Source organism: Achromobacter sp. D10 (assembly GCF_035282245.1).
Classification (GTDB): Bacteria; Pseudomonadota; Gammaproteobacteria; order Burkholderiales; family Burkholderiaceae_B; genus Achromobacter; species Achromobacter insolitus.
The window spans coordinates 705,550-719,845 of the sequence record NZ_JAYJLE010000001.1 but is presented as its reverse complement, the minus strand read 5'-3'; the positions used below and the strand labels follow the sequence as shown (position 1 = coordinate 719,845).

Sequence of the window (14,296 nt, the reverse complement as noted above, 5' to 3'; positions counted from 1 at the left end):
AGAGCATAGCAAGGCGGGCGCCTTTGCAGTCCGACACAATTGGCAAATTGTTGTCCGATGCACGCAGCGGGAGCCCATTAGCATGACGCCGCGCACAGCGGCACGCCGTCATCAGGACCCACAACGAAAACATGAAAACCACTCTGAAAGCCAACTCCTCCTTCAGCACCCGCGGCCGCCTGCGCCGCACGGCCATGGCCTGCCTGCTGGCCAGCACCCTGGCGGCCGCGTTCGGCCCAGCCGCAACGGCCGCTGAACCGGCCGGCGCCGCCGCGCTGCCGCCCACCGCCAATGCCGCCGCCCTCGCCCCGCCCGATGTGTCCACGGTGATGTATTCCATCTACCAGATCGACGGCAAGGGCGCCGACTCCTACGAAGTCGCCAACGGCAGCATCGCCACCTTCTGGTTCGGCCACGCCTTCGAACTGGGCGGCACCCGCTACTACACCGGCTTCACCTGGGACACTCGCGAAAGATACGGCAAGCCCGGCGAAGACGAGGTCGGCCCCGGCACCCAGGTCAACCTGGCCGAAGCCACCTACACCCAGACGGGCTCCTCGCCCGAACGCCCCTGGCAGTTCCGCGGCATGAAGCACTCCGTCGGCGAATTCGGCGCCTACGAGAAACCCGAGGACCTGGACACCCGCCGCAAGCCGGTGGACTTCCGCACACCCGGCGGCAAGCTGCTGCTTGCCGTGCCCACCGAAGGCTTCGACAACGGCATCAGCTTTACCGGCTATGCCTTGCTGGTCTTCAATCCGGCGGGCCCGGACGAAGGCGCGGGCTGGACCTATGTGGGCAGCATCAATACCGGCGAAGACAATAGCGCGGCCTGCGCCGAAGGCGACGTCATGCCCTGCGTGGCCAGCTCGGGCGAACTGGTCTTTTCCGCGCATGGCGGCAGCGATATGCCTCGCGTGACGGTCAAGCGCAGCGGCACCGAGATCGCCGGGCCGGACAAGACCCGCCAGCTTGGCGCGGGCGATACGCTCACCTACGCCTACGACACGGCCACCAAGAAATACGTAGAAAAGTAGGGCTAGGTCAGGTTGAGTCCGCCATCGGAAAGCAGCACCTCGCCGGTCAGGTAGTCCGACACCAGGGCTTCGCCGGCGTCAACCGAGCGCCGTGAATGCACGAATACCGCATAGCCGTCCCGCGACAGACGGCGGGGGGGACTACAAATTACCACCGTCCTCCCGCGACGCGCTGGACATCGTTTCGCCGGTAACCGCCGTGGTAGAGTCGTGCGTCATTCCCGTCGCACCTCTATCCTTTTGCGGAGCGGAGCATGAACACCCAGACCCCGGCTATCACCCCGGCGCGTACCGCCTTGCTGGTCATGCACTACCAGACCGACATCATGGACCTGTTCCCGTCGGTCGCGCCCGGCTTGCTCAGCAACACGCAGCAACTGTGCAACGCCGCACGGCGCGCCGGCGTCAGCGTCTACTTCGCCAAGATCCACTTCAGCCCGGGCTACCCCGAAGTCAGCCTCCTGAACAAGAATGGCCAGGGCATCAAGCAGCTGGGCCTCTTTGTTCATGACCGCATCTCGCCCGAACTCGGCCGCCGCGAAGACGAACCCGTCATCATCGCCCACCGCGCCAGCGTGTTCTTCGGCACCGACCTGCAACCGCGGCTGTCGGCGCAAGGCATAGACACCCTGATCATGGTCGGCGTCGCCTCCACCGGCGTCATGCTGTCGTCCATCGCGCATGCCAGCGACGCGGACTACCGCCTCTTCACGGTCAAGGACTGCTGCTACGACCCGGACCCGGTCGTGCATGAACACCTGTTCGCCACCGCCTTCGAATCGCGCACCACTGTGCTGTCGCTGAACCAGGCCTTGTCCTTGCTGGCCTAGCGGACTGCCGGAAGCGTATTTCCCTCGGGAATCATAAAGACCAGCCCTCGCCGCAAATCATGCCGCTACCCACCATTCCCGCCGAGCCCTACGCCCCGCGCCGCATGGCGTTCCTTGATCAATGGAACGAAGACGGCCTGGCCATCAAGGCCTATGCGATACAGCGCAATCCGGATCCGACCGTGCCCCTGCTCTCGCCCGAGGTAGCCGCAGCCGCCCGCAAGACCGCAATGGCCACGCTAAAGCACAACGCCCGCGACGCGCGCGCCACGGGCCTGGGCTTTTGCATCGTCCACGTTGGCGAAGAAGCCGTCTGGCTGCTGGTGGACTGGTGGATTTCTGGCGGCATCCTGTGCCAACAGATGTATTCCGCAGCGCTGGACGAACCGGACCGGTTCCGGCCCGTGCAGGGGCCATTCATTGCATGCGTATGGGAACTGCAAGTGACCGCGCACGAGCGTGGGGCCTGGATGCGGCATGTGTTGCGCGAGGATCCGGATACCGCCGCCTATTTGACGGATGTGATGCCTGCGGGCAGTTATTGAAGTAGCTTCCCGCAGCGTGTCGCGGCGCTCATTTCCTGAAATAGGACTTTTTCCCGCTGTCGGTATAGCAAAAGGTTCCACCCCGTGGTCCGGTGCAATATTTGCCGTCACGGCAACTGCACGCGCCATCCGAACCGGAAGCCGAGGGCTTGGATAGGAGTGGCGACGCGCTGGCCTCCGAAGTGGAACAGACGCGTTTTGACGCGCTGATGGACCCGTCGCGGCACAGGAACTGTTCTCCAATGCAACGCTCCACACCGCCCTTCTTTCCGGAGCAGGGATAGTTCGCGGCATGAGCGGCCGTAGCGAACAACGCAACCACCAACAGCAAGCCAAGACGCATCGTCATTCCTATTGCAAGCCGACAAGGACAGTGCCGGGGGCCGGACGACAATCCGCCATCGCAACGGCCCGTGGGCGCAATGTTCTACAAAAATGGTGTCAGACTACACTTTCCCGGGCGCAATCATATTCCGACACCTGACCCATGAACAAAACCGAAGGCGCAACCTTTCTGATGGCGTACGACAAGGGCAACTCGCAGTTCAGCGATCTGCACTTTCACGACTGCGCCTTCGACAATTGCGCCCTGTCCATGGTGAAGTATCCCCAGCGCATGTCGCGGGTACGGAACGTGCGACTGTCCAAATGCCGCGCCGTGAACTCGATGATCCACCCCTGCCTCTTCGAAGACGTGCTGATAGAGGACCTATCCACCAACCCCATCCTGCTGGTGTGGGCCTCGTTCTTCCGGCGCGTCAAACTCACAGGCAAAATCGGCAAGCTCAACCTCAACCTGACGCCCACCGCGTTCTGCCAGGACGAACGCCTTCTCGAACAATTCGCAATCGCGCGCGCCGCCTTCTACGCTGAGACGGATTGGGCCCTGGACATCAGCGAAGCCAAGCTGCTGGGCCTGCGCTGCGAAGGCGTGCCCCTGCACCTGATCCGGCGCGATCCGCACACGCAAGTCATTGTCGACAAACAGGGCCGCTACCGCGGATACCAGACGCTGGGCGCGGACTTCGCCAAGGCATTCCCGGGCACCGCCAGCGTCCTGCAAAGCTTCGACGAATCTCCCCAGCAGTCCATCCTGCTCACGGCATCGCTGGCCGCGCCCAAGGCACGGCGGGACGAAGAGAAAGGCGCAATCACGGAACTCCGCGCGCTGGGATTCGTGGAAGAGGGCGCAACGCCGCCCGGCGCGTAGGCTGCAATCAGCGCGCTATCGAAAGTACGGCGCAAGCCAGAACCACGCCGCAATACTTATCCCCACCCAGAGCAACACGATCATCACCGCCCCGCCCAGGCTGCGCGGTCTCTTGCCCTGCGACTGCATCCAGGCATCCGCCTGGCTCCGGCATTCCTGCAACACGTCCGGCGGCAACAGCTTGATCGCCAGCCAAATCAGGCCGGGCAATAGCAACACGTCATCGACGTATCCCAGCACGGGGATGAAGTCGGGAATCAGGTCGATGGGACTGAGCGCGTAGGCCACCACGAACAGGCCCAGCGCCTTGGCGTACCAGGGCGTACGAGCGTGCTTGCCGGCAAACCATAGCGTCAGGCCGTCGCGCTTGATGCGTTTGGCCCAGGTTTTCAGGCGGTCGCTGAGGTTCATGCGGAAAGCGGGTGCTCGTACCCAATAGCCGTGAATGGGCGTAGTCTGACATACCTTTTCCGCTCATGTGGCGCGCTGCTTCAAGGCTTGCGGTCGATGACAATCCGGTCGCCATCCCGGCTGCACGTCAACGTCTCCCGATGCGCCGCGCATAGTTTGTCCACCAGCGCGGACCAGCAGGCGCCGCTGACCGGTTGAGAGATCACCACGGTCTCAGCTCCCCCCTTCAACAGGATATCGGCGCTGGAGTTCCGGCGTAGCCCTTCGGCGATGGAACCGAGTGTGCGGGGCGCCCCTGAGAATTCTTCCGCGTTGGCGGGGAATCTGCTGTTCAACTGCCAATAAAGCCCTCCAAACAGGGCGATAGACAGAAGTATCAAGAACACGCCGGCAGGCCCTTTCAAGCCATATTTGTCGATGGTCGTTTCCACCTCATGCTTGGTGTTTGGCGTGGGGGAGGGCCTGGGTCGAAGCAACAAGTAAATCCCAAGCACAAACAAGATCAGGCCCACCACCACGGCAACAAGCAGCACGGCCCAATCCAATCCGGGCAATTCTCGCATGCATGTCAAATCCATGGCTGATCACCGTTTCTCGTCGGAGAAGAACAACACTAGCAATTGCGACGCTTGCTTGTAATTCATCAGCACATAGCCTCGCCCGATCTCAAACTGGAAGTCCTCCGTCCATGTCACCGAAAGCGGCGGCCTTTTTCCTTGGAATACTTCCGCTATGACGTTGCTGTACTTCCTGGAGAAAACAACGATCTCGTTATCGATCTGCTTGACTGGCAACTCCGCGATGACGACGGCCTGTCGAAACAAGCTGCCTCGCGCCAGGACTGGCAGGGCACTCTCAATGAAGCCGCTCTCGCTCAAGGCCGACGTGTCTCCCGATTGCGCAAACGCCAGATAGCGGGGGAAGATCTGCGCCGCGGATTGCAGCTGCGCTTGGTACGCGTCCTGTCCAAGGATGGAAGTAAGAACCGCCGGATTGGCCCCGATACCCGAGAAACCATATTCGCACTTGCGTCCGCCGGCATAGCGTTGAACGGTGCATGTCCCGTTGACGCTATAGGCCTCGTATTGCCCGGATGAGAAGCGGCATTCGCAGTATTTCGCTGGCGCCAGCGGCGTTGGAACCGGGGCGTTCTGCCCAGTGCCTTGTGCTTGAGCGGTGGCGCCTAGCGCCATGAGCAAGGCTCCAGTGGTGGCCAAAGCGTGCTGGATGAATCGAGTGTGCGGCATAGGTACACCTCGCTTTATTCAACCACCTGAACGGGATAGTGGGGCTTGCCGCACATTTAATAACGAACCCGCGCGGTCTGGGCGAGGATTAATCCATCAGGAGTGAACCAAGGTGAGCCCCCTGCGCGCATAAGTCCCCCCTTTAGCTTTCCAGAACCCATCATGCAATAATTGATAACGATTCCTATTTATTCACAGCACAAGCCGTGGACTCAACGCGTGACACCTGCTTCTCCAGCATCTACAAAAGCGACCATCCCTGGCTGGAGCGCCGTCTCCAGAACGGCCTGCGCAATCGCGAGGATGCCGAGGATGTCGCCGGAGAGACCTTCACCCAGTTGCTCTGCCTCCCAGCACTGGAGCAATTGAACGAACCCCGCGCGATGCTCATCACCATTGCGCGGCGCATCACATGGCGGCTGTGGCGCCGGCGTGAACTCGAACAAGCGTGGCTGGAGATGCTGCGCTTGCAGCCCGAACCCCTGGAGCCCTCGGCCGAAGAGCGGGTGCAGACCCTGCAGTCCTTGCAGGCGCTCGACACGGCGCTGGACGGTCTTTCTTCCAAGGCCAGGATGGCTTTTCTCTACAGCCAGCTCGACGGCATGACGCATGTGGAGATCGCCGCAAGGCTGAAGGTTTCTCCCACCATGGTCCGCAAATACATCGTCCAGGCCCTGCGCCGTTGCTGCGAGGTGTTTGGCGTATGACACCCTTGGACATGCGCAGCCGCGAGGCCGCTATCGAATGGCAGGTCTGTCTGTCCAGCGGCCAAGCCAGCGATGCCGACCGCAGGGCCTTCGATCAGTGGCTGGCGGAAAACCCGAGCCACGGCGCGGCCTGGCAGCGGCTGAACGCGGCGCTGGACGGCACGCTGCATCGCCTGCGGCCCGGACTGCTGGCCGACGGCAACCCGCTACGGCGTTCGCTGGTCGGGCCGCAACTCGCGCAGCGCCGCAGGCTGGGCAAGCTCGTCCTGGCGGGCGGGACCGTGCTGCTCGGCGCCGGTGCCGCGGACCGCTATGTGCCGCTGCGGCATCTGACGGCGGGCTATGTGACCCGCACCGGTGAACGCCGGCGCGTGGCCTTGCCTGACGGCAACATGATGGAGCTGGACGCGCGCAGCGCCGCCACACTGGACGGGCAGTATGGCGTACAGGTGTCTTCTGGGGCCGCCATCTTTGAGGTGGCGGCAGGCCAGGGGCTGCAAGTGCATCTGCCCCATGGCGCAGTCCGCCTCGCCCAAGGCCGCGCCATGGTGCGCTGCGCGTCCGAACGCAGCTTCTGCCTGGCCCTGAGCGGAACGGCCCAGGTCTCCACACTTGCCGGTATCCACCGGCAATTGGCGCCTGGCCAGAGCGTCTGGTTCGACGCGCAGCAGATCGATGCGGTGCAGGACAACCAGGGATACGCCGCCGCCTGGAGCAACGGCGAGCTTGAAGTCCACGACGAACCGTTGCAGACCGTGATCGCTGCTCTGGCCCGCTATCGGCCGGGTTGGCTGCGAGCCTCACCCCAGGCGTCCCGCCTGCGCGTCACCGGCCTGTTCCCGCTGGACGATAGCGACCGCGCCCTGGCGGCGCTCACGCATACGCTGCCCATCCGGCTGCAACGTCTAAGCAGTTGGTACGTCATGATCGACCTTGCTTGAAAATTTTTCTGCGCCAGGTGTTTTTTTGCCAGCGCCGATGCACATACAGGGAACGCGTGCTCACGCATCCACGGAGTGTTCCATGCTTTCCCTGAGGTTTCCGGCCGCCTGCGTCATCGCAGCCGCCGCCTGCACCGCCCATGCCCAGGCGTTGCGCCAATACGATTTGCCCGCGGGCCGGCTGGATGTGGCGCTGACCCAGATCGCGCGCATCGCGGGCGCGGTGATCTCGTTTCGGGCGGATCTGGTGGCGGGCAAGTCCGCGCCGGCCGTCTCCGGCCAGTTGTCCCTGGAAGAAGCCACCGCTCGCGCCCTGGCCGGCAGCGGCCTGGAGCTGCGGCGCACGCCGGACGGCAGCCTGACGGTGGCGCCGGCCAGCACGACCACGCTGGCGCCGGTGACGGTCGAGGCGGCCACGCTGGGCGTGACGGAGGGCACCCATTCCTACACCACGCCGGTCATGTCCACGGCCACCAAGTTCGCGCTGTCTCCGCGCGAGACGCCGCAGTCGGTCAGCGTGGTGACGCGCCAGCAGATCGAGGACCGGGGGTTTCAGTCGCTGGACGATGTGGCGCGCGACACGACCGGGCTGACCACGCGCCAGATCGGCGGCGGGGAACGCACGCAGTTCTTCTCTCGCGGTTTCGAGATCAGTTCGTTCCTGGCTGACGGGGTGCCGCTGGGCTACGACTACGACACGCAGGGCGTGGCGACGCTGGCCATGTACGATCACGTCGAGGTGCTGCGCGGCGCGGCCGGGATGATGACGGGGGCCGGCAATCCCTCGGGCACGATCAACCTGGTGCGCAAGCGCGCCACGGCGGTGCCGCAGTTCTCGGTGACGGCCAGCGCCGGCAGTTGGGACAATTACCGGGGCGAAGTGGACGGCTCGGGCCCGCTGAACGAGGCCGGCACCTTGCGCGCCCGGGGCGTGGTGGCCTATCAGGATTCGAATACCTTCAAGAAGGCCTACGAGCACCAGCGCCAGCTTTTCTACGGCACCATCGAGGCCGATCTCACGGCCAACACCACGCTCAGCATCGGCGGCTATTACAACCGCGAAGACAATCCGGGCGCGGATTGGAATGGGCTGCCCACGCGCCGGGACGGCAGCTTCTACGACTTCAATCGCTCGATCCGCTTGTCGCCGGACTGGGCCTATTGGAACAAGGAAAACACCAGCTTCTTCGCCGAGCTCGATCACCGTTTCGAGAACGGTTGGTCCGGCAAGCTGACCGCCCGCACGTTGCGCGCCAAGATGAACATGCTGGGCAGCTATCTGTACCCCCTGGAAGACTCGACGTTCTTCGGGCAGGGCCTGGGTCAGTATGCCTATGACAAGACCCAGTACAGCGTGGATGGCTACCTGAGCGGCCCCTTCACGCTGCTGGGGCGCACGCATGAACTGGTGCTGGGCGGCAGCTTCCTGAAGAACGAGGACGACGACGGCCCCGGCGGCTGGCCCTTGGACTACAACATGACGGTCGACCCGGAACACTGGGACTCCAGCGCCGTGGAGAAGCCTGCGTTCGTCTACCCCTGGTCGCGCAAGGGATACCAGCGCCAGATGAGCGGCTACGCTACCACCCGCCTGAGCCTTGCCGATCCGCTGACGCTGATGCTGGGCGCGCGGCTGGACTGGTATGAATACGACATGACGCTGAAGTCCGGCGACTACGTCAGCCCGCCCGCGGCCTACAAGGTCAAGCACGAGCTGACACCCTACGCGGGCCTGATCTACGACCTGGACCGCCACCATTCCGTCTACACCAGCTGGACCAGCGTGTTCCAGCCGCAAAACTACCAATCAGCCAGCGGCGCCCCGCTGGATCCGGTCATCGGCACCAATCTGGAAGCAGGCATCAAAGGCGAGTATTACGACGGCCGGCTCAACGCCAGCGCGGCGGTGTTCCAGATCCGCCAACGCAACCGTCCGGTTGCGTTGGCCACGTCCGCGTGCGGCCCGGGGGTGATCGAATGCTATGCGCCGTCGGGCAAGGTGCAAAGCCGGGGGGTGGAGTTCGAAGTGGCGGGCGCGATCACGCCGGGCTGGCAGGTGTCAGCCGGCTATACGTACAACCAGTCCAAGTACCTGGAGGATTCGGGCAACCTGCGGGCGGGCGCGGCCTACGACACGCAAACCCCGCGCCATCTGTTCAAGCTCTCGACCATGTACACCTTGCCCGGCGCGCTGAATGCGTGGCGGGTAGGCGGGGCGGTGCGCGTGCAAAGCGCGATCAGCTTGCCCGCCTACAACGTGCGCCAGCCCGGCTACAGCGTGTGGGATGCGGTGGTGGCGTATCGGGCGTCGCCGAATCTGGATCTGCGCTTGAATGTGTACAACCTGTTCGACAAGTATTACTACCAGGCGATCGGCAGCAACCAGGACAATAATCACTTCGGCGCGCCGCGGTCGTTTTTGTTGACGGCGAAGTACGCGTTCTAAGCCTTGTTCAGGGACCCGGGATGCAGGTCCATTGCCCGGAAAGCACAAGGGCCGCATAGGCAGGCGGCCCTTGTTGCTACAAACCCCTCAATTCGGCTTCAAATCAATATCCCGAGCCACCTTCCCCAGAAGCTCGTAGTCCGTGCGAGCCCGTTCAGTGGCCTGCTGCGACGTATTCCCCACGATCACCCAGCCCAACTCCTTGAGCTTGCGCTGCATCTCGGCATCCTTAAGGCTCGCAACCACCGCCCCCTGTATCTTTTCAACGACCGCGGGCGGCGTATCCTTGGGCGCCGCCAGACCAAACCACCCGGTCGGAACCAGCCCCGTGATGCCCAGTTCCTTCGCAGTGGGCACCCGGGGATAACCGTCGAACCGATAATCGCTGGTGACGAACAACGCAGTCGTCTTGCCCGACGTGACGTACGGGATTTGCGAGGCGGCGTTGTCCATCATGGAATCCACGTGCCCGCCCAGGATGTCGTTGACGGCGGGCGCGGCTCCCTTGTAGCCCAGGATGCTCAGGTTCACCCCAGCCAGCTTGGCAAAAGCCGCCTGCGTCAGGTGCGCCTGGGTGCCGAGCCCGGCGTTCGCCGACGAGAGCCCGCCGGGCTTCGTGCTGCTTAACGCCTTGAATGCCGCGTAATCCTGCGCCGGGAAATTCTTGCCCACGACAAACACGAACGGGACTTCCACGGCGATCGAAATCTGCGCCAGGTCCTCAACGGGGTTGTAGCGCAGCTTGTAGATATGCGGATTGACGGCGACGGTGCCGCTTGCGCTGAGCAGCAGCGTATAGCCATCGGGTGCGGCGCGCACGACGTGCTCGGTGGCGATCGAGCCGCCCGCGCCGGGTTTGCCGTCGACGATCACGGGCTGCCCCAGGCGCTTGGACATCGCTTCTGCCAGCAGGCGGGTCATCGTGTCGGACGCCGACCCCGGCGCGTAGGGGTAGATTATCGTGATCGGTTTGGCGGGGTAGGCGTCCGCGGCATGAGCCGGTGTCAGCCCCACCGACAGCAGCAATGCGGTGATGGCGGTGCAAAGGCGTGTCATCGTTTTCTCTCCCTACGGGCGGGTGGTATGAATGATCTTTTGAATGAGGGGAATGGCCATCGCGGCGTACCCGCTCAGTTCCGGCAGCATGTCCTGGCGGTACCAGCCGGCCTCGTGCAGCAGGTTCAGCGATGCAATGGTCTGGCCGTCCCATCGGACCGGCACGTTCACGGCGCTCTCGCAGCCGAGTGAATGGATGAGCTCATTGTCTGGAAATGCGCGCGCGCATTCCGCGCGGTCGATGCAGATCCGCGCCTTTCCCTCAAGCACGACCGTGGCGTAGAACTCGCTGTTTTCGCGGATGGGCTTGGCGCCGCCTGGCGGGTAGGCCTCGGGTTGGCTTGAGAAATACCGCAGGCTCTGCTCCGCCTCTCGATCCAGCACCAACACCGTAAACAGCCGATAGCCGATCCGCGCGGCCAGCGCGCGGGCCAGCGCCTGCAGTCCGCATTCGGGTTGGGGCGCGGCGGCCAGGGCCTGCGCCATGTCGCTTAACGCCCGCGTCTGCGCCATGTTTTCTGTTGCGTTCGTCACCGCTTGCCTCGTCTATCGGGAAAGGCATTTTGGCTGCCAACGGCCATACGAGGCTAATGAATAAACCTGAGAGATCCATTACCATTTCCGCATGGACGCCACCTCGATCGACCCGCCCTGGACCCGCCGGCTCAAGCTTCGGCACTTGCAGGTGCTGGCCGCCCTGGAAACCGCGCGCAGCGTCACCGGCGCCGCCAAAGCCATGCACATGACGCAGCCCGCGCTGTCGCATTGGCTGAGCGACATGGAAGACCTGGTCGGCACACCGCTGTTCCTGCGCGGCCGGTCGCTTGAACTGACGGAAGCCGGGCGCGCGCTCTGGCGCTATGCGTGCCGCGTGCTGGGCGACACCGCGCGCACCGGCGAGGAGATCGAAGCGGTCAAGGGAGGGGTGGCCGGCCATCTGCATATCGGCACTATTCTTTCCGCGGCACCGGTCTTGTTGCCGCGCGCCATCGCCGCGCTGCACCAGCGTTCGCCGAACGTGCAGATCGAACTGGTCGAGGGCTTGCTCGAACCCCTGATTGAGCGCGTGGAACGCCGCGAGATCGACCTCATCATCGGGCCGTTGGACGTGCGCGCCAGCCGTTCCGGCCTGTGCACCGAATGGCTGATGACCGACACCTTCAGCGTGGTGGCCAGGCGCGGGCATCCGCTGGCGGAGCTGGATACGCCCTCCTGGGAGGACGCCCAGCGTTATCCGTGGATCTTGCCGCCGCTGGGCACGCTGTCGCGCGCACGGCTGGATCAGGCCGTGGTGGATGCGGGCATGCCGCCCCCGAAGCCTTCCGTCGAGACCAGTTCGCTGGTTGCGCTGTTGTCGATGCTGCAGGACCGCGACTACATCGCCACCTTGGCAAGTTCCGTCGCGCACATGTACGAACGGCTTCAGCTCATCAGCATCGTGCGCGCGCCGTCCCGCCTGGAGTTCGGTCCCATCGGCATGTTGTGGGCGGCCGACTCGCCCAGCATCGTGCTGCCGGCCTTGCGTGAAACGCTGCGCCAGGAGGCGCAGCGCACCTCCCAGGGCAGCGCCGCCAGCGACGCGGCTACTTGACGGTCGCGTACTCCAGCGTCTTGGGCGTGTGGGTCAGCACGCGTGGCGTGCTCCCGACCACGACCGTGTCGTCCAGGCGGAAGCCGCCGATGCCGTAGGCGTAGATGCCCGGCTCGGCCGAATACACCTCGTTCTCCAGCAAAGGACGTTGGTTGAAGGCCATGTCTTCCGGGTACTCGTGGTGAATGATGCCCACGGCATGTCCGGTGCGATGGCGGATGAAGTCCGCGTACCCGGCCTTCTCGATCTCGGCCTGCGCAGCAGCGTCGATCGCGCAAACGGGGTTGCCCGTGCGCGCTGCGGCGATGGCGGCCTCGTTGGCCGCCTTGGCCGCGGACCACAGCCGCACCTGCTCGGCCGAGGGCGTGCCGCAAAACCAGGTGCGTTCGTTCTCGATCGTCAGGCCGTTCAAGCGCGGAATGACGATGTTCACCAGCACGTCGCCTTCCTGGATCCGCGCGCCGCATGACGCGCCATCGCCATGCGGCGAGGCCGACGCGGGGCCGCTCAGGGTCCAGCAGCGGATCACCTCGAAGTGCTCGCCCGGAAAGCGCTCGGCGGCCTCCTGCACGAACAGCGACGCCATGGCGAAGTCCAGTTCCTGCACCAGCCGGCCGGGCCGGATGTTTTCGCGGTAGCGGTCCTGAATCCAATCGGAGATGGACGCGGCGGCCGCCATCACGGCAAGCTCTTCGTCATGCTTCTGCCAACGCAGGGCGCGGCACTCGGGTGTGGCGTTGCGCAAGACGAGGTCGGGCAGGAAGCGCGCCAACTGCGCCAGCACCGGGCTGCCGCCTTCGACAGCGATGCGCGATCGCGCCAGGCCTGCCGCCTTCAACCTGGCCGCCAGCACCTCGGGCAACTGCGTAATCAACGGCAGCCGGTTCTGCACGCGTGGATGCTCGGCGTAGTAGCTGATGTCGGTGATCCAGATCTTGCCCTGTTCCTGCGAGAACTGCATGTGATGCGTGGACAGCTCGTTCATCACCAGAAAGGGCGTGCCGTTGCGGGGCACGACGGCAAAGATCGGCCGTTCCCAGGGCAACACGTCGGTGTGGAAATTGGTGGCGAACTGGAAGAAGTCCGCCGACGTGAAGATGACGGCATCGACGGCGAGCTCGTCCATCATGGACGTCATCTTGTCGAACCGGTACTGCCAGACAGCCTGGGTGAGTTTGGGCATGGTGTGTCCTTTGTCGTGGTGTTCAGTCGTTGCTCAAGCCCAGCTGGCGAATCAGCGGGCCCCAGGTGGCGCTATCGCGCGCGGTCCATTCGGCTACGGTCTCGGGCGACGAGGGCAGGGGCTCAAGCTGAAGCTCCTGCAGACGCGCCTTGACCGCGGGATCGTCGAAGAAGCGCCGTGTCTCGGCGTTGAGGCGCGCAATGGCCTGCGGCGGCGTGCCCTTGGGCGCCACCAGCGCATACCAGCCCGGCATCGGAAAATCCTTGAAGCCAAGTTCGGCCAGCGTGGGCACGTCCGGCACGCTTGCCGCGCGCTTGTTGCCCACCACGGCCAAGGGCACCACCTTGCCCGCGTTGGCCTGCACGGCGCCCGTGTTCAGCACGTCGGCCATCACTTGGGTCTGGTTGGCCATCACGCTGGTCAGCCCGGCAGCCGCGCCGTTGTACGGAACATGCGTGAGTTTCATGCCCGTCTTCTGTGCCAGCATCTCAACGACCAGATGCGTGGAGTTGCCCTTGCCCGCCGACGCGAAATTCAGCGAATCGGGCTCGGCCTTGGCGCGAGCGACCAGTGCGTCCAACGACCGGATCCCCGTCTGCGTACCGGCGACCAGCAAGAAGGGCGTATTCACCAAGAGGCTGACACCGTCGAAATCCCGCGCCGGCTCATACGGCATGTTCTTGTACATGTGCGGATTGAAGGCCAGGTACGACACCCCGCTGACCAGCACCGTGTATCCGTCGGCCGGCTGTTTGGCGACGTAGCTGGATGCCAGGATGCCGTTGGCACCCGGCCGGTTCTCAACGACCACCGGCGTCTTGAGCTGCCGTGCAAGGTAGTCCGCCCACAAGCGGCCGATCACATCCGTGCCGCCGCCGGCGGCCTGCGGCACGACCAGCTTGATGGGCTTGTCCGGATACCCGGCCGCGGCGCCTGCGCTGACGCCTGCGAAAAGCAGGCACGCGATTCCTGCTGCGACGTCGCTGCGTCCCAGTAATGTCCTCAACATGTCATCCCCATGAATCATCAAATGCGTCGCGAATGGACGGCTGGCGTTTGAAGCCTGCGGGATGATTATGGGGAGATCGGGCA

At 64.2% G+C, this 14,296-nt stretch carries 16 protein-coding genes; 8 read left to right on the top strand and 8 right to left on the bottom strand.

The genetic code is table 11. From position 1 onward, the window contains the following. Nucleotides 1-131: 131 nt before the first annotated feature. Entirely contained in the window at nt 132-1,037 is a 906-nt protein-coding gene (locus tag VCS63_RS03470) for a hypothetical protein (RefSeq protein ID WP_323878438.1), read from the top strand. A gap of 2 nt (nt 1,038-1,039) precedes the next feature. On the opposite strand, the gene VCS63_RS03465 is transcribed toward VCS63_RS03470, so the two are convergent. Further along, nucleotides 1,040-1,138, bottom strand: a complete 99-nt coding sequence (locus VCS63_RS03465; RefSeq protein WP_238913143.1) for a short-chain dehydrogenase/reductase SDR — start codon at nt 1,136-1,138, stop codon at nt 1,040-1,042. Between the two features lie 153 nt (nt 1,139-1,291). On the opposite strand from VCS63_RS03465, the gene VCS63_RS03460 reads away from it, so the two are divergent. The 3 genes from VCS63_RS03460 (at nt 1,292) to VCS63_RS03450 (ending at nt 3,622) form a co-directional block, all read left to right on the top strand. Then, nucleotides 1,292-1,867, top strand: coding sequence for an isochorismatase family cysteine hydrolase (locus tag VCS63_RS03460; RefSeq protein WP_308022948.1), 576 nt, complete (start codon nt 1,292-1,294; stop codon nt 1,865-1,867). Between the two features lie 59 nt (nt 1,868-1,926). Next, entirely contained in the window at nt 1,927-2,412 is a 486-nt protein-coding gene (locus VCS63_RS03455; RefSeq protein ID WP_232033777.1) for a hypothetical protein, read from the top strand. A gap of 487 nt (nt 2,413-2,899) precedes the next feature. Next, nucleotides 2,900-3,622: a hypothetical protein gene (locus tag VCS63_RS03450; RefSeq protein ID WP_063639169.1), complete on the top strand. Its 723-nt coding sequence runs from the start codon at nt 2,900-2,902 to the stop codon at nt 3,620-3,622. Nucleotides 3,623-3,637: 15 nt separating this feature from the next. On the opposite strand, the gene VCS63_RS03445 is transcribed toward VCS63_RS03450, so the two are convergent. The 3 genes from VCS63_RS03445 to VCS63_RS03435 form a co-directional block, all read right to left on the bottom strand. Beyond that, entirely contained in the window at nt 3,638-4,033 is a 396-nt protein-coding gene (locus VCS63_RS03445; protein WP_042795787.1) for a YkvA family protein, read from the bottom strand. Between the two features lie 80 nt (nt 4,034-4,113). Then, the gene (locus VCS63_RS03440) at nt 4,114-4,596 is read right to left on the bottom strand and encodes a hypothetical protein (RefSeq protein ID WP_323878433.1); all 483 of its coding nucleotides are present in this window, start codon (nt 4,594-4,596) and stop codon (nt 4,114-4,116) included. A gap of 21 nt (nt 4,597-4,617) precedes the next feature. Then, on the bottom strand, nt 4,618-5,226 hold the full coding sequence (locus tag VCS63_RS03435; protein ID WP_242663523.1) for a hypothetical protein: 609 nt from the start codon (nt 5,224-5,226) through the stop codon (nt 4,618-4,620). A gap of 260 nt (nt 5,227-5,486) precedes the next feature. Between VCS63_RS03435 and VCS63_RS03430 the strand changes: the two genes are divergently transcribed. The 3 genes from VCS63_RS03430 to VCS63_RS03420 all read left to right on the top strand — a co-directional run bounded on the left by VCS63_RS03430 (nt 5,487) and on the right by VCS63_RS03420 (nt 9,374). After that, entirely contained in the window at nt 5,487-5,987 is a 501-nt protein-coding gene (locus VCS63_RS03430) for a sigma-70 family RNA polymerase sigma factor (protein WP_042795790.1), read from the top strand. Beyond that, nucleotides 5,984-6,928: a FecR family protein gene (locus tag VCS63_RS03425; RefSeq protein ID WP_149063445.1), complete on the top strand. Its 945-nt coding sequence runs from the start codon at nt 5,984-5,986 to the stop codon at nt 6,926-6,928. Before VCS63_RS03430 ends, VCS63_RS03425 begins: the two co-directional genes overlap by 4 nt. Nucleotides 6,929-7,010: 82 nt before the next feature. Then, nucleotides 7,011-9,374: a TonB-dependent siderophore receptor gene (locus VCS63_RS03420; protein WP_323878430.1), complete on the top strand. Its 2,364-nt coding sequence runs from the start codon at nt 7,011-7,013 to the stop codon at nt 9,372-9,374. Between the two features lie 87 nt (nt 9,375-9,461). On the opposite strand, the gene VCS63_RS03415 is transcribed toward VCS63_RS03420, so the two are convergent. Together VCS63_RS03415 and VCS63_RS03410 are read right to left on the bottom strand one after the other, a co-directional pair. Next, nucleotides 9,462-10,430, bottom strand: a complete 969-nt coding sequence (locus VCS63_RS03415; RefSeq protein ID WP_323878426.1) for a tripartite tricarboxylate transporter substrate binding protein — start codon at nt 10,428-10,430, stop codon at nt 9,462-9,464. A gap of 12 nt (nt 10,431-10,442) precedes the next feature. Next, complete coding sequence (locus VCS63_RS03410; protein ID WP_280133254.1) at nt 10,443-10,943, bottom strand: GAF domain-containing protein; 501 nt, start codon at nt 10,941-10,943, stop codon at nt 10,443-10,445. Nucleotides 10,944-11,055: 112 nt separating this feature from the next. Between VCS63_RS03410 and VCS63_RS03405 the strand changes: the two genes are divergently transcribed. Further along, entirely contained in the window at nt 11,056-12,021 is a 966-nt protein-coding gene (locus VCS63_RS03405; RefSeq protein WP_042795796.1) for a LysR substrate-binding domain-containing protein, read from the top strand. Here the strand turns inward: VCS63_RS03405 and VCS63_RS03400 are convergent. Beyond that, the gene (locus VCS63_RS03400) at nt 12,014-13,204 is read right to left on the bottom strand and encodes a Xaa-Pro peptidase family protein (protein ID WP_323878422.1); all 1,191 of its coding nucleotides are present in this window, start codon (nt 13,202-13,204) and stop codon (nt 12,014-12,016) included. The genes VCS63_RS03405 and VCS63_RS03400 overlap by 8 nt on opposite strands. Before the next feature lie 22 nt (nt 13,205-13,226). Beyond that, a complete protein-coding gene (locus VCS63_RS03395) occupies nt 13,227-14,213 on the bottom strand; it encodes a Bug family tripartite tricarboxylate transporter substrate binding protein (RefSeq protein WP_042795798.1) in 987 nt (328 codons plus the stop codon). Between the last annotated feature and the right edge of the window lie 83 nt (nt 14,214-14,296).